17 protein-coding genes are annotated in these 19,394 nt (G+C 58.7%); 1 reads left to right on the top strand and 16 read right to left on the bottom strand.

The genetic code is table 11. The features are described from left to right. Positions 1 to 4: 4 nt before the first annotated feature. The 3 genes from D1823_RS19430 to D1823_RS19420 all read right to left on the bottom strand — a co-directional run bounded on the left by D1823_RS19430 (position 5) and on the right by D1823_RS19420 (position 4,034). A complete protein-coding gene (locus tag D1823_RS19430; RefSeq protein ID WP_117873174.1) occupies positions 5 to 1,996 on the bottom strand; it encodes a proline/glycine betaine ABC transporter permease in 1,992 nt (663 codons plus the stop codon). Continuing rightward, positions 1,993 to 3,015, bottom strand: a complete 1,023-nt coding sequence (locus D1823_RS19425) for a glycine betaine/L-proline ABC transporter ATP-binding protein (protein WP_117873172.1) — start codon at positions 3,013 to 3,015, stop codon at positions 1,993 to 1,995. Before D1823_RS19425 ends, D1823_RS19430 begins: the two co-directional genes overlap by 4 nt. 74 nt (positions 3,016 to 3,089) lie before the next feature. Next, the gene (locus D1823_RS19420) at positions 3,090 to 4,034 is read right to left on the bottom strand and encodes an ABC transporter substrate-binding protein (RefSeq protein ID WP_117873170.1); all 945 of its coding nucleotides are present in this window, start codon (positions 4,032 to 4,034) and stop codon (positions 3,090 to 3,092) included. A gap of 217 nt (positions 4,035 to 4,251) precedes the next feature. Between D1823_RS19420 and D1823_RS19415 the strand changes: the two genes are divergently transcribed. After that, on the top strand, positions 4,252 to 5,025 hold the full coding sequence (locus tag D1823_RS19415; RefSeq protein ID WP_117873168.1) for a DeoR/GlpR family DNA-binding transcription regulator: 774 nt from the start codon (positions 4,252 to 4,254) through the stop codon (positions 5,023 to 5,025). A gap of 4 nt (positions 5,026 to 5,029) precedes the next feature. Here D1823_RS19415 and D1823_RS19410 read toward each other — a convergent pair whose 3' ends face one another. From D1823_RS19410 to hutI, 13 genes are all read right to left on the bottom strand, one after another. Continuing rightward, the gene (locus D1823_RS19410) at positions 5,030 to 5,785 is read right to left on the bottom strand and encodes a methyltransferase (protein WP_117873166.1); all 756 of its coding nucleotides are present in this window, start codon (positions 5,783 to 5,785) and stop codon (positions 5,030 to 5,032) included. Beyond that, entirely contained in the window at positions 5,782 to 6,402 is a 621-nt protein-coding gene (locus tag D1823_RS19405) for a DUF452 family protein (RefSeq protein WP_117873164.1), read from the bottom strand. The genes D1823_RS19410 and D1823_RS19405 overlap by 4 nt, the downstream gene beginning before the upstream one ends. Further along, positions 6,399 to 7,685: an adenosylmethionine--8-amino-7-oxononanoate transaminase gene (gene bioA / locus D1823_RS19400; protein ID WP_117873162.1), complete on the bottom strand. Its 1,287-nt coding sequence runs from the start codon at positions 7,683 to 7,685 to the stop codon at positions 6,399 to 6,401. Before bioA ends, D1823_RS19405 begins: the two co-directional genes overlap by 4 nt. Further along, on the bottom strand, positions 7,682 to 8,302 hold the full coding sequence (gene bioD, locus D1823_RS19395) for a dethiobiotin synthase (protein ID WP_117873160.1): 621 nt from the start codon (positions 8,300 to 8,302) through the stop codon (positions 7,682 to 7,684). The genes bioA and bioD overlap by 4 nt, the downstream gene beginning before the upstream one ends. Then, a complete protein-coding gene (locus D1823_RS19390) occupies positions 8,299 to 9,432 on the bottom strand; it encodes an 8-amino-7-oxononanoate synthase (protein WP_117873158.1) in 1,134 nt (377 codons plus the stop codon). Before D1823_RS19390 ends, bioD begins: the two co-directional genes overlap by 4 nt. Then, the gene (gene bioB, locus D1823_RS19385) at positions 9,429 to 10,409 is read right to left on the bottom strand and encodes a biotin synthase BioB (RefSeq protein ID WP_117873155.1); all 981 of its coding nucleotides are present in this window, start codon (positions 10,407 to 10,409) and stop codon (positions 9,429 to 9,431) included. The genes D1823_RS19390 and bioB overlap by 4 nt, the downstream gene beginning before the upstream one ends. 115 nt (positions 10,410 to 10,524) lie before the next feature. Further along, positions 10,525 to 11,373 (bottom strand): carboxylating nicotinate-nucleotide diphosphorylase, encoded by an 849-nt coding sequence (gene nadC / locus D1823_RS19380; protein ID WP_205512027.1) that lies wholly within the window; start codon positions 11,371 to 11,373, stop codon positions 10,525 to 10,527. Beyond that, positions 11,370 to 12,938 (bottom strand): L-aspartate oxidase, encoded by a 1,569-nt coding sequence (locus D1823_RS19375; protein WP_117873151.1) that lies wholly within the window; start codon positions 12,936 to 12,938, stop codon positions 11,370 to 11,372. The genes nadC and D1823_RS19375 overlap by 4 nt, the downstream gene beginning before the upstream one ends. Positions 12,939 to 12,944: 6 nt before the next feature. Beyond that, the gene (gene nadA / locus D1823_RS19370; protein ID WP_117873149.1) at positions 12,945 to 13,994 is read right to left on the bottom strand and encodes a quinolinate synthase NadA; all 1,050 of its coding nucleotides are present in this window, start codon (positions 13,992 to 13,994) and stop codon (positions 12,945 to 12,947) included. A gap of 142 nt (positions 13,995 to 14,136) precedes the next feature. Continuing rightward, complete coding sequence (hutU, locus tag D1823_RS19365; protein ID WP_117873147.1) at positions 14,137 to 15,819, bottom strand: urocanate hydratase; 1,683 nt, start codon at positions 15,817 to 15,819, stop codon at positions 14,137 to 14,139. Further along, positions 15,816 to 16,610: an N-formylglutamate deformylase gene (hutG, locus tag D1823_RS19360; RefSeq protein ID WP_117873146.1), complete on the bottom strand. Its 795-nt coding sequence runs from the start codon at positions 16,608 to 16,610 to the stop codon at positions 15,816 to 15,818. The genes hutU and hutG overlap by 4 nt, the downstream gene beginning before the upstream one ends. Then, a complete protein-coding gene (hutH, locus tag D1823_RS19355; protein WP_205512030.1) occupies positions 16,607 to 18,136 on the bottom strand; it encodes a histidine ammonia-lyase in 1,530 nt (509 codons plus the stop codon). The genes hutG and hutH overlap by 4 nt, the downstream gene beginning before the upstream one ends. A 5-nt stretch (positions 18,137 to 18,141) precedes the next feature. Beyond that, positions 18,142 to 19,353, bottom strand: coding sequence for an imidazolonepropionase (gene hutI / locus D1823_RS19350; RefSeq protein WP_117873144.1), 1,212 nt, complete (start codon positions 19,351 to 19,353; stop codon positions 18,142 to 18,144). Positions 19,354 to 19,394 lie beyond the last annotated feature (41 nt).

The raw sequence follows: 19,394 nt of genomic DNA, 5'->3' as shown, positions 1-19,394 counted from the left end.
CAAATCAACTCTCCAATCCAAAGCGGATGCGGGCCTGACGGGCACTGGCATTGATCAACCGATCAGCGATGATGGCGATGAAGGCAATTGACAGACCGGCCACCAGACCGCGACCGGTATCGGCTTTGGTCAAGGCGATGTAGACCTCTTGCCCCAGATCACGGGTGCCGACGAGAGCGGTGATCACCAGCATTGACAGCGCCAGCATGATCGTCTGATTGACGCCCAGCAGGATTTCAGGCAATGCCATCGGCAGGCGGATATGGCGCAACAGTTGCGTACGGGTGCAGCCCGAGACCAGACCTGCCTCGATCAGTTCCTCACTGACCGAGCGCACGCCATGGGCGGCATAGCGGACAGCTGGGGCCAGCGCATAGAGGACGATGGCGATCAGGGCGGTGAAATCACCGACCCGGAACAACATGACGACAGGGATCAGATAAACAAAGCTGGGAAGGGTTTGCAGCGTGTCGATCAGCAGGTTGATGGCAGTCCCGGCGCGTTTGTTCAGCGCCGACAAAACTCCCAGGGGCACACCGATCAGCGTCGCCAATATGACGGATGCACCGCACAGATACACGGTTACCATCGCCTTTGACCACAAGCCCGAAAGCAGGATCAATGAGGCCATCCCACCACACAACAGCGCCAGCCGCCAACCGCCAGCGTGCCATCCCAGCAAGGTCAGCATCGCGATGGCCCAAGGCCATGGGATACCCAGCAGAACCGTTTTGATCGGGATCATGAACCACGTCAGAAAGAAGACTTTGATGGCCTCGAACGTGTCGAAATAGTTGACGTTCAGGTACGCGACAGTGTCATCCCAGAACGCACCGGTCGTGATGGTCTGGCTTTGGGGGTATTCCAGCAGCAGTGGCGAGAACTGTCCCAGAACCCAGGTCAGCACCAATAAAATCAGCACCAAAACCGTCCGGCGATGACGAGCGATCCACGAGCCGGGAGCCTCATGATGCACTTGCCCCATACGTTCGGCAAAGGCTTGGCTCAGACGGTCGACGGCAATGGCCAGTACCACGATGGCGATGCCGGCTTCGAACCCTGCTCCAATGTCCAGACGGCGCAGCGCGGCGAGTACGTCAAAGCCCAGCCCCCCTGCCCCAATCATCGAGGCGATGATGACCATGTTCAGGGTCAGCATAATCACCTGATTGACGCCTACCATCAGGCTGTGGCTGGCCGAGGGCACAAGCACTCGCCACATCAACTGCCGCTGGGTTGTACCCGCCATGCGCCCGAAATCCAGGATTTCGGGATCAACGCCTTTCAGCGCCAGCGTGGTGATCCGCACCATCGGTGGGGTCGCATAGATGATCGTCGCGACCAAGGCAGAGATTGGGCCAAAACCAAACATGAACAGGATCGGCACCAGATAAGCAAAGATCGGGATCGTCTGCATCAAGTCTAGAATGGGCGAGATGATCTTTTCAAAAAGCGGATGGCGATAGGCCAGAATGCCCAACAGCAATCCTCCACCTGCGCCAATTGGTACGGCAATCAGGACCGACGCCAGCGTCACCATGGCGCTGTCCCATTGTCCGAAAACTGCAAGATAGATAAAGCAGGCCCCGACCAAAGCGGCCAATCCCCAGTCACGGCAATATTGACCCAAGGCGACAACGGCGGTGATGACCACAATCCAGCTGATTGCAGGCAGGATGACCTGCGCGTCATTCCCCTGACCGCTGACAAAGCCGTCGGCCAGCAGGGCAAGAACCAGATTGTAGGGCTGTTCGATCACCCATGCGATGGCGCGGGTGATATCGGTGAACGAGATCGGACCAACGGCCGCATCTTCGATCAGCCAGGACATTGCCAACGAGATATAGGACTTGAACGGAATGACCCAGGCCGAAGGGAACTTTGTCAGCCAGCGCGCATCCAAGGCCTTGCTCAGATCGCGACCATAATACCCAAGAATGACCGTGATCAGAACGAGCACCAGAATGATGATCTGACTGCGGTTCAGGCGTGTCATGCCACGTCTCCGCCGCCAAACAGCACGTGCGCCACGGCCTTGCGATCAATGGCGCCAACGACTTGCCCGTTGTTGTCAGCAACAGGGATCGGCGCGTCTGCGGCAATGATCCGTTCGGCCACATCGGACACGCGGGTCGATTGCAAGATCGGGTCCCCTTCGCCAGCAGCCCCGGCCATCATGACGCCACCGACTGTCAGAACTTTGGACCGGGGGATATGCCGTGTGAATTCAGCGACGTAATCCGTTGCAGGATGCATCACAAGCTGTTCTGGTGTGGCGATCTGGATCACCTCACCATCCTTCATGATGGCAATCCGATCAGCCAGTCTGACCGCCTCTTCAAAATCATGGGTGATGAAGACAATCGTCTTGTGCAGGCGCTCCTGCAGGCGCAGGAATTCGTCCTGCATCTCGCGGCGGATCAATGGGTCGAGGGCCGAAAACGGCTCGTCCAAAAACCAAAGGTCCGGTTCAGTCACAAGCGAACGGGCGATCCCCACGCGCTGCTGCTGTCCACCCGAGAGTTCGCGCGGATAATAATCTTCACGACCTTTCAGGCCGACCAGTTCCACGACCTCGCGGGCATTGGCGTCGGCTTCGGCTTTGGGAGTGGCCTGAATAGTCAACGGGAACATTACGTTCTGCAAAACGGTCAGATGCGGCAGCAACGCGAAATGCTGGAACACCATGCCCATCTTGTGACGCCTGATTTCAATCAGTTCTTTCTCACTGGCGCGCAAAAGGTCAGCATCATCGAACAGGACTTCTCCGCCAGTAGGCTCGATCAACCGGGACAAGCACCGAACCAGAGTTGATTTGCCAGACCCCGACAGGCCCATGATGACGAAAATCTCGCCTTCAGAGATCTCGATATTGGCGTTGCGGACTGCGCCGATCACGCCTGCCTTGCGAATATCATCTGCCGTAGGTTCAGGGGTTGTCCGCAGAAGCCGATCTGCGTTGGGGCCATAGAGCTTCCAGATATTTCGGCACGACAGTTTGGTCTTGGGGGGCATCAGTGTGGTCCGGTTAATTCGCGAAAAAGGCCAGAGCGGACCGAGAGAGCGACAGGCCCGCTCTGGCCAGTGGATTATTTCGAGATCCAGCCAGACCAGCGGTCTTTGTTGGTCTCCATCCACTCTGCAACAACGCTGTCGATTTCCACGCCATCAAGATCGGCCTTGCCGACCATGGCGCTCATTTCATCATTATTGATATTGTAGGCTTCGATAATGTCATATGCGCCTGGCCATTTTTCTTGCAGGCCAGACCAGGCGGCTTTCCAGATCGGGCCACGCGGCTTGCCGCAATCATAGGCCATGTCTGGGTTCACACCAACCGAAGGGTCACTGTAGCATTCTGGCGTAAATGGCGGGAATTCGACGAACTCGCCTTCGTATTTCGCCGGCGCCCAATGTGGGACGTAGACCCATAAGACAATCGGATCCTGCCTTTGATACGCGGATTCCAACTCGGCAAACAGGGCCGCGTCGGTGCCCGCATGGACGACTTCGAAATCCAGTTCAAGCGCTTCGACACGCTCGTCATCGAAGCCACCCCAGGTCACCGGTCCACCGACATAACGCCCGTTCGGAGCAGTTTCAGCCGTCGCGAATTCCTCGGCACAATCTTTTAACGCTTCCCAGTTCGGCAATCCCGGGCACCGTTCCTTCATGTAACTGGGGTACCACCACTCTTCGATCGCCATCAGACCGGTTTCGCCGACATTGACGACCTTGCCGGTTCCGGTTGCTTCGTCCAGAGCCTCGCGCCCGGTGGTTTCCCAGATTTCCATCGCCAGATGCAGGTCACCCGTTTTCAGACCGGCGAATTGAGCGATGTAATCCGCCTGAACATATTCAACGTTGTATCCAGCTTCTTCCAGTATCGAACCCATGATCTTGGTATTGATCAACTGCCCCGACCAGTCGTGGAGCGTCAACTTGATCGGGTCCGAGGACTCAACAGCCCAAGCAGTTGTTGCGGCTCCGACTGCCATAAAGGCCAGCGCAGAAATTCCCATTTTACAATTCATAACACCTTCTCCCTGTCGTGATTTTTTTCGATGAATCGGTGGTATTGAGTATAGACGACCACATCGTGGGGTTTTGTGTCAATAAAAACCACGTAAAGCCACATTTTTTCCTGATTAATGCAGATATCAAAAGCAAATCTGTCGCTTCGCGTTGCTTTATGTGGGTATTGTGGTATGGCTTTAAGTCCCTTATGACGATGCCATCAGAGCGCGGCCCATGAACCTTCAGACCACCAACCAACGAGAAGAAGAAATCTTGCGCGCGCTTTTTCGCGCGGGTGGGTCATGCCGGGTAAGCGTTTTGGCAAATGATCTTGGGGTCAGCCTCGAAACCATTCGGCGAAACGTGCGCAATCTGGAAGAGCGCGGCATTGTGCGTAAGGTCCATGGCGGAGTTCATCTTCTCGAAGACATTCTGGAACCGTCGCTGCAAAGCCGTCTGGACAAGAAGGTTGACGCGAAAGAGAAGTTGGCGAAAGCGGTTGCCGAGGTCATCAGCGACGGAGACTCAGTTTTCCTCGATATCGGCTCGACAACCGCATATGTGGCGCAGGCGCTTGGCAACCACAGTGATCTTTTTGTAGTGACCAATTCGGTTTTTGTTGCCCAGGCATTGGCTTCAAGAAACAACAACCGCGTCTTCATGGCAGGTGGCGAGCTGCGCTCACATGATGGTGGCGCATTTGGTGTTGAAGCTCAGGACCTCATCAAACGTTTGAACGTCCGTTTCGCGGTTCTGTCTGTTGGAGCGGTCAATGCGGATCCGGGCTTTATGTTGCACGACCTGCAAGAAGCTAACCTGGCCCGCGTCGCCATTCAAAACGCACAGGTTCGTATTGTAGTGGCTGATGGCGAAAAGCTGGGAAAACGCGCGCCGGTAACACTGGAACCTGCCAACAAGATCAATCTGTTCTTTACTGATGTGAACCCGCCCGAGGGTATTCGCCAGATGCTTTCGGCGAATGAAATTGACCTTGTTGTAGCCGAATAGGCGCCTAACGCTTTTGGGCGATGACCCACACTGGGTGGTAGGTCAAATGAACCCTGCCGTCAGCTCCGAACTTTTGCACGTAGTCAGCTTCGAACCGGGCCAGAGTGGCGCGGGTCCATGCACCTTGTGCCCGACCATTTACCCCCGTCCTGCGCAAATACTTCAGAACATCTCTGGGGGTGGCAAAGTAGGATGGCCTCACGCTTTCACCGACCGACAGAACTTTGAGCGGCCCTTCTATGGCAGCCACAAGGGCATCAGTTGCACAAAGGCCCGGCGCCCGGGCTGTTGAACCGATTTGCGTAAGCTCCTGGTATTGCAGTGGGCCAAACCCGGACATCGCCAGCCACCCACCGGGTTCAAGCGCATCGGCTACCTTCTGCAACAATCGGGCCGGATCCTCCATCCATTGGATCATCGAAGCCGACGCGACCAAATCCAGCCTCGCTGGCCACTCGACCAGGCGAACATCTCCGGCGATGAACGCCGCCTTTTCCGCATCTGCCGTCACCCGCGCTTGAGGCGCGATATCGTTCAGGTAGAGATCGGGAAGGTCAAAGCTCTGCCGCAGCACCCGGGTCAGATGGCCTGTGCCGCAGCCCAGCTCGAACGCCACATCAAACCGGCTTGGCGCGCCTACCCGGCGCATCTCGGAAACCAGCTTGCGGGCAACCCAGGCCTGCTGGCTGGCTGTGTCGTTGTAAGTCTGGAAACTTCGGCTGAAGCTTCGCTGCACCTTGTCCGCCAATTGCGCTGTCATGACATCCACTCCGCCCAGCTTTGGCCCGGTTGGAAAGGTACATGCGGAGCGGCGACACGTTTGATAGCATCCGGGTTCGCGGCCCAGGCCGTCCTTTGAGCATTGGACGGAATGATCCGATCCCGCTCTGATATCCAAACCCGATCAAAGCCGGGATCAGGCGCCGAGCCGCGCTCAATAACCGCGTGAAGTTCCTTTTTTGCCTGCTCGATGTCCAGTTCAGGTATGTCAGCAGATAGTCCGGCGCGTCGGCAAAACTTGATGAAACTTGACGATGACAGCTGATCCGCCGTGGCCCGGACAATATCAGGCGCGATGCCCCGGTCTGCGCAGGCAGGATGCAACGTACCGCTGACGGCAACCAGCCGGTCAGGGCGAAACTGTGTGCTGGCCAACCAATGGGCCACGGATGCGACACCGAAGGAAAACGCAAGCATTTCGACGCGGTCAAACCCGGCCAGATCGGGCAAGGGATCATCGAGCCGAGTATAGTCATCCATCAGCAGAACAGATCCGCCTCCGGTGAGACCGCGGAACGGTGCGGCACCCAGCGCCCACCCCCCGAAGACGAGAGTCAGCCTGCTGTCATCCGATTGCGCCAGCCACTGGTGTTTCATTGCTGCCCCCCGGCCAAAGCGACCATCGCGCTCGTGACCCGGCTGAGTTCATCAGGTGAAATAATGTAAGGCGGCATACAATAGATGTTTCGCGCAAAGGGACGCAGCCACACTCCGGTCTTCGGGGCCAGCCGGTGAGCGACAGAAGGATCAACCGTTTCCTTCATTTCAATAACGCCAATGGCGCCGAGAACCCTGACGTCTGCTACGCCCGACAAACCGCGCGCTGGTTCCAGCTCGGTCCGCATCTGATTTTCAATATCAGCCACCTGGCGTTGCCAGCTCCCCCCTGCCAGAAGGCCAAGGCTGGCCGATCCTGCGGCACAGGCCAGAGGGTTGGCCATGTAGGTCGGGCCGTGCATGAACACTCCGGCCTCACTTTCACCAATGCCATACGCTACCCGTTTGCTGGTTACGGTTGCGGCAAACGAGATATGCCCACCGGTCAGAGCCTTGCCCAAACACACTATATCCGGGGTGATGCCCGCATGATCGGTGGCGAACAGCTTGCCGGTTCGGCCAAATCCGGTTGCGATCTCATCGAAAATGATCAGCACGTCATGGGCATCGCACATGGCGCGTGCCGCGCGCAGCCATTGGGGATGATAGAAATACATACCCCCGGCGCCTTGAACCACGGGTTCAAGGATCAGGGCCGCGAGGTGATCGCCCTTGTCGGCCAACAGTCGTGCCAGCGACTCCAACCCGTTCCGCGCCGGGTCCTCGGGCCAGTCATCCTCCAACCGAACCTGGGGACGCGGCAGGAAGTGCTGGATCGACAAAGCCCCGCGGAACAGCCCGTGCATACCCGTCACCGGGTCACAGACGCTCATCGCTTTCCACGTGTCACCGTGATAGCCGCCCCGAATTGTGGCAAATTCGAATTTGCGGGTGCGGCCATGGGCCATTTGGTACTGCACCGCCATCTTCATCGACACTTCGACCGAGACAGACCCACTGTCGCAATAGAAAATGCGGTCCAACCCCTCGGGCAACATGTCGACCATCCTGCGCCCCAGATCAATGGCCGGACGGTGTGTCAGCCCCCCGAACATCACATGAGGCATCTTTTCCAGCTGGGCCTGCATGGCGGATGTGATTTCGGGATGCTTGTGGCCGTGGATAGCGCACCACCATGACGACATGGCGTCTATCATCTTCGCACCGTCCTCCCGATAGAGATATACGCCCTCGGCCCGGTCGATAAGATGCATCGCACCGGGATCAGCCACGTTCGTATAGGGGTGCCAGAGGTGGCGGGCGTCAAACTCAAGCGGGGTCACAGAAACCTCCGTATGGTCGCCACCTCTATGGACGAAAACGCATCTGACAGGCTTTGCTGCGTCAGGTCTGCAAGATATGGCAAGCGTCCGAGGTGTCGAACGTTGCTCATTTCGACGATGGTTTGCTCCACGTCAGGCTCCGGGTCCCCGACAAAGGCGACGCCGACCACTTCGCACCCTGCGTCTCGAAGCGCCATCAGGGACAGCGTGGTGTGGTTGATCGTTCCCAGCGCCGTGCGTGCGACCAGAACGACCGGGGCCTGCCATTGGGCGATCAGATCCAAATAGTAGGATTTGCGGTTCAGAGGCACCATCAGCCCCCCTGCCCCCTCCACAACCAGCGGCCCGTCCACCTGCGGCAGCGCTAGCCGGGACAGTTCGATCTCAATGCCCATATCTTCCGCAGAAAGATGGGGGGAGGCAGGCATGTTCAGGCGATACGCTTCGGGCAACACGTCCACACCGGACAAGGTGCAGACGGTTTCCGTGTCCGTTGCATCCTCCACACCCGATTGAACCGGCTTCCAGTAGCTGGCGTTCAGGGCCGCCGTCAGGCCAGCCGAAAAAACTGTTTTTCCGACGCCGGTATCGGTTCCGACAATGACCAGAGCGCTCATGCGGCCTCCGATTGGTGGCTGGAGATGGTTGCAAACAGGGCCGAAATGTCCTCAGGACTGACATTCCCGGTGATCGAGACGCGCAGACGGGATGTGCCTTTTGGAACGGTAGGCGGGCGAATGCCGCGAATGTCATACCCCTGATGTTGCAAAGCCTGTGCCATCGCCATCGTCCGGGCCTCATCGCCAAGAACGACGGGAATGATCTGGCTGTTCAAGGCCGTGTCAGGCAGCCCGGCTTGACAGGCCGCATCATGTGCATGGCGCAGCCGCCTGCGTGCAGCAGTGACTAAACCCTCATTCCCGGCCAATTCACGCAGGGTTGCCCGTACCAGAGCAGCGTTCAGAGGGGACGGCGCTGTTGCAAAGATAAATGGCCGCGCGCGGTTTATCAGGGCATCGATCATCGCGCGTGGGCCACAGATCAGCCCACCAGAGACACCAAGCCCTTTGCCGCAGGTGTGCAGGGTCAGAAGGTCAACGTTCAGGTCATGAGCAAGACCCTTGCCATCTGTCCCGAAAACGCCCGTGGCGTGCGCCTCATCCACGATCAGAACGGCTTCGGATTCACGCGCCAGACATGACAGGTCCTTTAGCGGGGCCAGATCGCCCTCCATGGAATAGACACTTTCAACAGCAATCCATACCTGACCCTGCCCACCAGCGGATCGCCATTCGGTCAAAACGTTGCGCGCATCCGCGACGTCGTTGTGGCGAAAGGCACGTAGATCCGCACGGCTGGCGCGCATCCCCTCGTGGGCGCTGGCGTGAACCAGTTCGTCATACAAAACCAGATCCCCGGCAGCCGGCAGGGTGGAAAAGATCGCTTGGTTGGCCTGAAACCCTCCACCCATGAACAATGCGGCCTCGGACCCAAAGAAAACCGCCGCTTCATGTTCCAGCGCCTCATGCTCAGGGTGATTTCCCCGCAGCAGCCGCGAGCCGCCCGAGCCTACGGGCACGCCGCGCGCCAACGCTGCCTGCGCAGCCTCTTGCAACAGGTTTGACCCGGCCAACCCCAAATAGTCGTTAGACGCAAAATCCAGCCCGCGCGCCGGGATCAAAGCCCGACGGCGGTGCCGGGCTTCCAGTGCATCGAGCATGGATTCCAGTCGTTCGACTGCTTTCATTCGGCGGCTTCCGTGCGGTTATGTTCTTCAGCCGTTTCGGCCTGAAGGCCAAGTTTCGCAAACAGGATCGAGTCGGTATCTTCCTCAGGGTTTTCTGCCGTCAAAAGAGTTTCGCCGACAAAGATTGAATTTGCTCCGGCGAAGAAACACATCGCCTGCATCTCGTCACTCATGTCACTGCGACCGGCGGACAGCCGAACGTAGGATTTGGGCATCAGAATTCGGGCGGTTGCAATAATCCGCACAAAGTCGATCGGATCAATCGGTTCGGCGTCAGCCAGCGGGGTATCCGCTTGTGGCATCAACATGTTGATCGGCACCGAATCCGGCGGCGGGGTCATGTTGGCCAAAGTCAGCAACATGTCGATACGGTCGCCAGTATGTTCACCCATCCCCAGAATACCACCCGAGCAGACCTTGATTCCGGCTTCCTGTACCCGGTTCATCGTGTCGATCCGATCCGAGAATGTACGGGTGGTGATCACTTCGGAATAATAACGTTCGGATGTATCGATATTATGGTTGTAATAGTCCAATCCGGCATCGCGCAGCTGAACCACCTGGGTGTCATCCAGCATGCCCAGCGTCATGCAGGTTTCCATACCCATCGCCTTGACGCCCTCAACCATGGCGACCAGAGCAGGCATATCGCGCGGCTTGGGCTCGCGCCAGGCGGCCCCCATGCAGAACCGGGTCGCGCCACCGTCGCGGGCCTTTTTGGCCTCGGCCAGTACACGCTGAACCTCGATCAGTTTCGATGCAGGCAGGGTGGATCCGTTTCGGGCCGATTGCGAGCAATAGGCGCAATCCTCGGCGCACCCGCCTGTTTTGATCGACAGCAGTTTAGAAGTCTGAATCTTGTTCGGATCAAAGTTCTCGCGGTGCACGGTCTGTGCCCGGAACAGAAGGTCCATCAACGGGAGGTCATGAACAGCTTGCGCAGACTTTCGGGTCCAGCCGGAATGAGGGATGATCATTTTATCTATAAAACTTCCTGCAGCTTGCGTTGCCGTGGATTTATTATCGATAAAATCTGAAGGCGCAACAGTGTTGGCGCAAACGATCCCAAATCAAGCGAAAATGCCGCGCTTTTCAGAAATCAAGGCCCAGATCAACGGTTCGGGCCGAATGCGTCAGCGCTCCGGACGAGATGTAATCGACTCCGGTCGCTGCAATCGATGCGACCCGGTCCAAAGTCACATTTCCGCTGGCTTCGATCTTCATTCGCCCATCCACCATGGCAACCGCTTCGCGCAGCATCTCGTTGTCCATGTTGTCCAGCAATACGACGGACGCGCCGCCAATCCTGAGCACTTCGGCCAACTGGTCCAGTCGATCGACTTCAATCTCGACGGCCATCATGTGACTGGCTTGCGCTTTGGCGGATTCAAGAACCTGACTCACACCCCCTGCGGCGGCGATGTGGTTGTCCTTGATCAGGATCGCGTCGGACAACGAATAGCGATGATTGAAACCGCCACCGTGCAGCACGGCCTGTTTTTCGACGATGCGAAGCCCGGGCGTGGTTTTACGGGTACAAGTCATGCGGGCATTCGTGCCCTTTGCCTGCTGGACAAAGGTGGCAGTTTTTGTGGCAATACCGGTCAGACGACCGGCAAAATTCAGCGCGACCCGCTCACCCGACAGGATCGAAGCTGCGGAACCTTTGATGGTCATCAGCGTGTCGCCGCGTCGACAGGACTGGCCATCCTTGACAAGCACCTCAACCTCAAGCGCCGGGTCGACCAGCCGGAACGCTATCATGGCCACCTGCATGCCCGAAACAACGGCGTCCTCGCGCGCATTCAGTCGGGCTGTATAGGTCGTGCTCTGCGGGATCACGGCGCGGGTGGTCACATCACCGTAAGCTCCCAGATCCTCCATCAGCGCCGCGCGGACGACGGGTTCGAGGATCAGATCGGGCAGGGTCGCAAAACTCATGGTAATTCCTTGCAGGCTTCGGCGCGAACGTGCAGTGCGTCGCTAAGATACATCCGGGATCGTTTGCCGGGACCGTCGGCAATTTCCGGAAAGTCGGATCGTTCATGCGCGCCGCGGCTTTCTTCGCGCTGCAATGCTGCCGCGGCGATCAGGGTTGCTGTGGCACACATGTTTCTGAAAGACGGACACGCGCCATGCTGGTCCTCAAGCGCGGCAATCGTGCGCAATGCGCGGCATAACCCGGTGCGATCCCGGACCACGCCAACATCGCGCGACATAGTCGTGCGTAATATACTGACTGCATCGGACGTATCCGGGGTGTCAGCTTGATCAAATCGAAGGACCACAGGCTCCGACCCGGATGAATCCGGTATCAAACGCGTAATGTCCTCGGCACAGATGCGTGCAAACACCAATGCTTCGAGCAATCCGTTCGAGGCCAGCCGATTGGCGCCGTGAAGGCCGGTCGAAGACGCCTCACCGCACACCCACAACCCATCCAGTGTCGCGCGACCATCAGTGTCTGTTGCAATTCCGCCCATATGGTAGTGCGCTGCCGGAGCGACCGGTATCGCGTCCCTGACCGGATCGATTCCGTTGCGCGCGCAATAAGCGGCAACCGCCGGGAAAAGCTTGTTTATTTGCGCGCCCAAAGCCTCGCGGGTGTCCAGCATCGGTCGGTCGCCGGCCTGCACTTCTGCAAATATCGCGCGGGCCACAACGTCGCGCGGGGCAAGCTCGGCATCAGGATGAACGGCCGGCATGAAACGCTCGCCATGCCTGTTTATCAGAACGGCCCCTTCTCCGCGCAGGGCCTCGGTCGCCAGCGGGGCCGGGTCTTCACCCACGTCCATGGCAGTGGGGTGGAACTGTACGAATTCAGCGTCGGCAATCATTGCCCCGGCCCGTGCGGCCATTCCGATGACCTGCCCGCGGATGCGGGCCGGATTGGTCGTTAGGGCATAAAGCCCGCCAGAACCGCCACCCGCCAACAATATGGCAGGTGCACGAAGCGTCACAGGCGCGGATCCGCTTTCCGAAGCATCCTGCACAACCACTCCCACCACGCGCCCTTCCGTCACTTCCAACGCAATAGCAAGGACCCCCTCCAAAACCTGCACAGAAGGAGTTTCACGCACACGCTCGATCAGGGCGGCCATGATTTCGCTACCAGCCTGATCCCCCTTAACCCGCACCACGCGGGCAAAACTGTGCGCGGCTTCGCGCGACAGGACATACCCACCATCCTCGGTGCGATCAAACGGAGTGCCCAAAGAGGTCAGGTCGAGAATATACTCACGCGCCTCGCGCGTGACCAAATCTGCGACGTTTTGCTCGACGGTGCCGGCCCCGGCATTGACGGTGTCAACAGCGTGGCTTTCCGGACTGTCGGCCAAGTCCATCGCGGCGGCAACGCCCCCCTGCGCCCATGCCGAACTTGCACCTTCGCCCAAAGGATCAGGCGAGATGATCACCACCGGTCGCGGTACCAGTTTCAACGCAGCATAGAGCGCGCCAATCCCGGCCCCGACAATAATGACGCGATCCGTGGTGATATTGGACATTGCTGGTCAGATGCCGAGCTTGCGGGACAGATCAATCATCGCCTGAACGGATTTGCGAGCCTTCTCTGCCACGTCTTCAGCGACCTCGACCTGGCCTTCCATCGAGTGCAGAGCATAGAGGATCTTTTCAAGCGTGATCTTTTTCATATATGGGCACATGTTGCACGGCCCTACGAAATCGACCTCGGGCAGTTCATCAGCGATGTTCGACGCCATGGAACATTCGGTGATCAGCATCGCCTTCTGAGGCTTCTCATCATGCACATATTTGATGATACCGCTCGTTGAACCAGAATAATCCGCCTCGGCCACCACATCCGGCGGACATTCCGGATGAGCGATCAGGCGCGTACCGGGGTTCCATTCTCGGAAGTCGCGCAAGTCCTGCGCGGTGTATTGTTCATGCACGATGCAGGAACCGGGCCAGTACACCACGTTCTTGTGGCTTTCATTGGCCACGTTTTGAGCCAGATATTGATCCGGCGTCATGATGACCGTGTCGCTCTCCATGGCATTCACGATCTGCAAGGCGTTCGACGAGGTGCAGCAGATATCAGAAGCCGCTTTGACCTCGGCAGTGGTGTTCACATATGACACAACCGGCGCGCCGGGATATTTGGCCCGCATTTCGTCGATTCCTTCAGCAGTAATCGATTCTGCCAAAGAACAGCCCGCATTCATGTCGGGCATCAGAACAGTTTTCTCGGGACTCAGAATTTTCGATGTTTCGGCCATGAAATGAACCCCAGCCTGAACGATCACATCCTCTTCCACCTCACTGGCCTTGATCGCCAGTTGCAGGCTGTCTCCGACGAAATCGGACACACCATGATAGATTTCGGGCGTCATGTAATTGTGCCCAAGGATCACGGCGTTACGCTCTTTCTTGAGCGCGTTGATCGCGCGCACATAGGGCGCATAGATCGCCCAATCCGGCGGGCTGATCACACGATCCATGCGGGCATACGTGTCTTTCATCTCATTGGCCAGAGTGGCCGATGGGGCAAGGTCATAGACGTCCGAAAGAACAGTGCGGACTTGTGCAATATCGAGCAACGGGCGAGCCACCTTTGTCAGTTGTCGTTAGCCTGGCGGGCTGCTTAACGGCTTAGCCCTAGCTGAAACATCCCCGGTTCGAAACCGGAAAATTCGGCGTTAGCGCTAAGCCATGCAGACAAATTCAAAGATGAACGGCAAATCAGCCCAGAATCCCCGGCAGACGCAACCCGTGTTCGCGTGCGCAGGCCTTGGCATCCTCGTAACCCGCATCTGCGTGACGCCACACGCCTGAAGCCGGATCGTTCCACAGAACCCGTTCGAGACGTCTGGCCGCTGCATCGGTTCCGTCGGCACAAATCACTACACCCGCGTGTTGACTGAAACCCATGCCAACGCCGCCTCCGTGGTGCAGCGAGACCCACGTCGCGCCCGAGGCGGTATTGACCAGCGCGTTCAGCAGCGGCCAATCCGACACGGCGTCCGAGCCGTCCTTCATCGCCTCGGTTTCGCGGTTCGGCGACGCGACCGAGCCGCTGTCGAGGTGGTCACGACCGATGACGACCGGCGCCTTCAATTCTCCATTCCTAACCATCTCGTTGAATGCCAGCCCAGCCTTGTGGCGGTCGCCCAGTCCAAGCCAGCAGATCCGGGCGGGAAGGCCCTGAAAGGCGATGCGCTCCTGCGCCATGTCGAGCCAGTTGTGCAGATGAGTGTTTTCGGGGAACAGTTCCTTCATCTTTGCGTCGGTTTTGTAGATGTCCTCGGGATCACCCGACAGCGCGCACCAGCGGAACGGGCCGATGCCGCGGCAGAACAACGGGCGGATATAGGCGGGTACGAAACCGGGGAAGGCAAAGGCGTTTTCCAAGCCTTCGTCCTGCGCCACCTGCCGGATGTTGTTGCCATAGTCCAAGGTTGGCACACCCGCGTTCCAGAAATCGACCATGGCGGCCACGTGTTGCTTCATCGACGCTCGGGCTGCCTTTTCCACGGCCTTGGGGTCGCTTTCCCTCTTGTCTTTCCACTGCGCCATGCTCCAGCCCAATGGCAGATAGCCGTTGACCGGATCGTGGGCGCTGGTCTGATCGGTCACGATATCGGGGCGCTTACCACCCGCTTGCATGCGGCGGTAAACCTCGGGGAAAACCTCGGCGGCATTGCCGAGCAAACCAACCGATTTCGCCTCGCCCGCCCTGCTCCAGTGGTCGATCATTTCGAGCGCCTCATCCAGTGTCTCGGCTTTTTCGTCGAGGTACTTGGTGCGCAGGCGGAAATCGATGCTGTCAGGATTACACTCGACGGCCAGACAACACGCCCCTGCAAAGACGGCCGCCAGAGGTTGCGCCCCGCCCATGCCGCCCAGACCGCCAGTCAGAATCCACTTGCCGGTCAGGTCCCCGTCATAGTGTTGACGCCCCGCCTCAGCAAAGGTTTCGTAAGTGCCCTGAACGATGCCTTGCGTCCCAATATAGATCCACGAACCGGCCGTCATCTGGCCGTACATCATCAGGCCCTTCTTATCGAGCTCGTTGAAGTGATCCCAGTTGGCCCAATGCGGCACGAGGTTCGAGTTCGCGATCAAAACCCGAGGTGCGTCGGCATGCGTCCGAACGATGGCGACCGGCTTGCCGGATTGCACCACCAGCGTTTCATCTTCCTCTAGGTCCATGAGGCTGGCAACGATGGTATCAAAATCTTTCCACGTCCGTGCGGCACGGCCGATGCCGCCGTAGACAACCAACTCATGCGGGTTCTCGGCCACATCCGGGTGCAGATTGTTCATCAGCATCCGCATCGGGGCTTCGGTCATCCAGCTTTTGGCGTTCAGTTCGGGCCCTGTCGGGGGATAGATGTCACGGGTGTTTTTACGAGGGTCGGTCATCGGGCAAGCTCCAATGCAGTGTCGTGGATGGCGTCAAGGATGTCTTTGAGCCAACGGCGCAGGCGGTTGGCTTTGTCGGTATCAAAAGTCCAGGGCGGCGCTTCGGCGCTCAGGTAAGCCGACTTAGCCAGCTCCATCTGGATCGCGTGAACCCCTTCCGAGGGGCGGCCATAATGGCGCGTTGTCCATCCGCCCTTGAACCGCCCATTCAAAACGGCCGTATAGGGCGAGGACGCAGCGAACTCATGCGTTATGGCTTCGACTTCCGGTGCACAGGTCGCCCCGTTGTTCGTGCCGATGTTCAGATCGGGCAAAGTACCTTCGAACAGAAAAGGAATATGACTGCGGATCGAGTGGCAATCATACAGCACCGCAACCCCATGGGCCGCCTTCAACCGCTCCAACTCAGCCTGCAGGGCGGCATGATACGGCGCATGGAAAGCTTCCCGCCGTTCGAGGATATCCTTTCCGGAAGGCGGGATGTCCCAGATGCCCTGGCCGTCGAAGTCCGTCAGCGGCACAAGGGTTGTCGTGTTCTGACCCGGATAAAGCGACACACCCGACGGGTCTCGGTTGGCGTCGATCACATATCGGTGGAAGGTCGCCCGAACCGTGGTCGCACCGGGCAGAAGTCCTTCATACAAGGTATGAATATGCCAATCCGTATCCGCCAAAGCCTTGCCCCGCGCATTCAATTTGGCCTCGATCGTGGCGGGCACATAAGTGCCGGTATGCGGCAGACCCAGCACGATCGGACTGTCACCGCGCGAAATCTCGACCGGGCCGCTCATACGCCAAGTTCCGGCATGGCGATTCCAGTACCACGGGCAATCTCGCCACCGGCGATCAGGGCCGAGGCTGCTTCGATCTCGGGTGCCATATAGCGATCATCACCCAAGGCCGGCACCACGGCACGCAGCCGTGCCATCACGGCCTGCAACGTTTCGCTCGTGGGCAGCGGCGCGCGGAATTCGACACCTTGTGTTGCACAGAGCAGTTCGACCCCCAGAATGCGTTCCAGATTTGCAACCATCTGCCCCAATCGCCGCGCACCATGGGCCGCCATCGAAACGTGATCTTCCTGATTGGCCGATGTGGGCGTCGAGTCCGTCACGCATGGATTGGCCAGATGCTTGTTTTCGCTCATCAGTGCAGCGGTCGTCACCTCGGCGATCATGTAGCCCGAGTTCAGACCCGGATTGGGCGTCAGAAAAGGCGGCAGATCAAAGCTGAGCGCAGGATCGACGATCAGCGCAATGCGACGTTGCGCAATTGCCCCGATCTCGGCCACGGCGAGCGCTATCATGTCTGCGGCAAACCCAACGGGTTCGGCATGAAAATTCCCGCCCGAGACGATCAGGCCGGTTTCCGAAAGAACCAGAGGATTGTCCGTCGCCGCGTTGGCCTCGATTTCCAGCGTTGTTGCGGCCTGCCTCAGCACATCCATCGCGGCGCCCACCACCTGAGGCTGACAGCGGATACAATACGGGTCCTGAACGCGGGTATCGCCATCCCGATGGCTTTCACGAATGACCGACCCAGCCAGCAGCGCTCTCATGGTCACTCCGGCCTCAATCTGCCCGCGATGCCCGCGCAACGTGTGGATTTCCGGTTGCAACGGGGCGGTCGAACCCATGATCGCATCCGTCGTCAGCGCCGACGTAACCAGCGCGCTTTGCGCCGCCTGCCACGCGCCAAACAGGCCGGCCAGTGCAAAGGCCGTCGAAAACTGGGTGCCGTTGATCAGCGCCAGCCCTTCTTTGGGGCCCAGCTCGATTGGTTGCAGACCCGCCTTGGACAGCGCAGCGTCACCGGGCATCACATCGCCACCGAATTCGGCCTCACCAGCGCCCATCATGACGGCAGCCATGTGGGACAAGGGCGCAAGATCACCCGAAGCCCCGACCGAACCCTGCGCCGGGATCACCGGGGTCACACCCTTGGACAACATCCCTTCCAGCAGGTTGATCACCTCTGGCCGAACCCCCGAGGCCCCGCGACCAAGGCTCAGCAGTTTTAGAACCATCATCAATCTGGCAAGGGTGCGCGGGATCGCAGGGCCTACACCGCAGCAATGGCTGAGGATCAGGTTGCGCTGCAAAGTGGCGGTGTCCTCGGCTGCGATTTTGACGCTGGCCAGTTTCCCGAACCCTGTGTTCACGCCATAAACAGCGGCCTCTCCCGCCGCCGCATCGGCAATGCGCTTATGCGCTTCTTCGACAGACGGGTGGCAAGCGGGATCCAGTTGAACCGGGCGTTCCTCGCGAAAGACCTGTTCCAGCTGTGACAGGGTAACGGTGCCCGGAGTGAGGGTCATGGTCGTCAAAGTGAGCCTCCGAATATGCGGGTATGAAGAGGGTTGAAGCCGATGCGATAGGCCAGTTCCGCAGGGTGTTCGACATTCCAAACCGCCAGATCGGCGCGATGCCCGACTGAAATCTGTCCGCAGTCAGCCATGCCGAGAGCGCGGGCAGCGTGGGTCGTCACGCCCTTAAGGGCTTCCTCTGGCGTCATGCGAAACAGGGTACAGCCCATGTTCATCGCAAGCAGCACCGAGGTCATCGGCGCCGAGCCGGGGTTGCAATCCGTTGCAAGCGCCATGGGCACACCGTGCCTGCGCAACAAGTCAATCGGCGGTGCCTGGGTTTCGCGAAGAGTGTAGAACGCACCCGGCAGAATGACGCCGACGGTACCGGCCTGTGCCATGGCCTGAACACCTGCTTCATCAAGATATTCTAAATGATCTGCCGACAACGCGCCGTATCTGGCAGCCAGTTTTGCGCCGCCCAAATTCGACAATTGTTCGGCGTGGATCTTAATCGGCAGGCCAAGCTCTGTCGCGACATCAAAAAGCGGGATCAGCTCTTCCGGTTGAAAGGCGATGCCTTCGCAGAAGGCATCGACTGCATCGACCAATCCCCCGGCATGAGCGGCGCGAAGCGTGGGAATGCACAGCTGATGAATGTAGTCCGATGCCCTGCCCTTATAGTCCTGAGGCACCGCATGAGCCCCCAAAAAGCTGGTCAGAACACGGACGGGACGATGATCCGGCAACCCCCGAGCCGCGCGCAACATGTTCAATTCAGTCTTGTCATCCAACCCGTAACCAGACTTCACTTCGATGACCGATACCCCTTCGGCCAGCATCGCGTCCACACGCGGCAATGCTTGTGCGACCAACTCCTCCACGCCAGCCGCGCGCGTGGACTTTACGGTCGAGATGATTCCACCCCCAGTGCGGGCAACCTCTTCATAGCTCGCCCCATTCAGGCGCATTTCGAACTCTACGGCGCGATGACCACCATGAACCACGTGAGTGTGGCAATCGATCAACGCAGGCGTAACCAGGCGTCCACCGAGTCGAGTCCGCGGCTGGTCGGCGAATCGTGAAGGAAGGTCAGCGACAGCTCCGATCCATGCGATGCGCCCGTCCTGCAACGCGATCGCGGCATCTGGAACCAAACCGTATGGTGTGCTGCCTTCGGTCATCGTTGCGGCGTCAAGATCGGTCAAAACCCGCGTTTGCGTCTGCATGTGACTCGCAACCTCCGTGCATTTCCTTCTTTTCTAGTACA

Origin of the sequence: Ruegeria sp. AD91A, assembly GCF_003443535.1 — a bacterium.
Lineage (GTDB): Bacteria > Pseudomonadota > Alphaproteobacteria > Rhodobacterales > Rhodobacteraceae > Ruegeria.
Note: the sequence above shows the minus strand (reverse complement) of the source record. Positions and strands in the feature narration are given on the sequence as shown.

Coding starts and splice junctions, on each gene's coding strand:
- hutH (WP_205512030.1), bottom strand. CDS start 18,136: ATGACCCTCACTCCGGGCACCGTTACCCTGTCACAGCTGGAACAGGTC.
- bioD (WP_117873160.1), bottom strand. CDS start 8,302: ATGAGCGCTCTGGTCATTGTCGGAACCGATACCGGCGTCGGAAAAACA.
- D1823_RS19420 (WP_117873170.1), bottom strand. CDS start 4,034: ATGAATTGTAAAATGGGAATTTCTGCGCTGGCCTTTATGGCAGTCGGA.
- D1823_RS19430 (WP_117873174.1), bottom strand. CDS start 1,996: ATGACACGCCTGAACCGCAGTCAGATCATCATTCTGGTGCTCGTTCTG.
- nadC (WP_205512027.1), bottom strand. CDS start 11,373: ATGAGTTTTGCGACCCTGCCCGATCTGATCCTCGAACCCGTCGTCCGC.
- D1823_RS19405 (WP_117873164.1), bottom strand. CDS start 6,402: ATGAAACACCAGTGGCTGGCGCAATCGGATGACAGCAGGCTGACTCTC.
- hutU (WP_117873147.1), bottom strand. CDS start 15,819: ATGACCGACCCTCGTAAAAACACCCGTGACATCTATCCCCCGACAGGG.
- D1823_RS19410 (WP_117873166.1), bottom strand. CDS start 5,785: ATGACAGCGCAATTGGCGGACAAGGTGCAGCGAAGCTTCAGCCGAAGT.
- hutI (WP_117873144.1), bottom strand. CDS start 19,353: ATGCAGACGCAAACGCGGGTTTTGACCGATCTTGACGCCGCAACGATG.
- D1823_RS19425 (WP_117873172.1), bottom strand. CDS start 3,015: ATGCCCCCCAAGACCAAACTGTCGTGCCGAAATATCTGGAAGCTCTAT.
- bioB (WP_117873155.1), bottom strand. CDS start 10,409: ATGATCATCCCTCATTCCGGCTGGACCCGAAAGTCTGCGCAAGCTGTT.
- D1823_RS19415 (WP_117873168.1), top strand. CDS start 4,252: ATGAACCTTCAGACCACCAACCAACGAGAAGAAGAAATCTTGCGCGCG.
- hutG (WP_117873146.1), bottom strand. CDS start 16,610: ATGAGCGGCCCGGTCGAGATTTCGCGCGGTGACAGTCCGATCGTGCTG.
- D1823_RS19390 (WP_117873158.1), bottom strand. CDS start 9,432: ATGAAAGCAGTCGAACGACTGGAATCCATGCTCGATGCACTGGAAGCC.
- D1823_RS19375 (WP_117873151.1), bottom strand. CDS start 12,938: ATGTCCAATATCACCACGGATCGCGTCATTATTGTCGGGGCCGGGATT.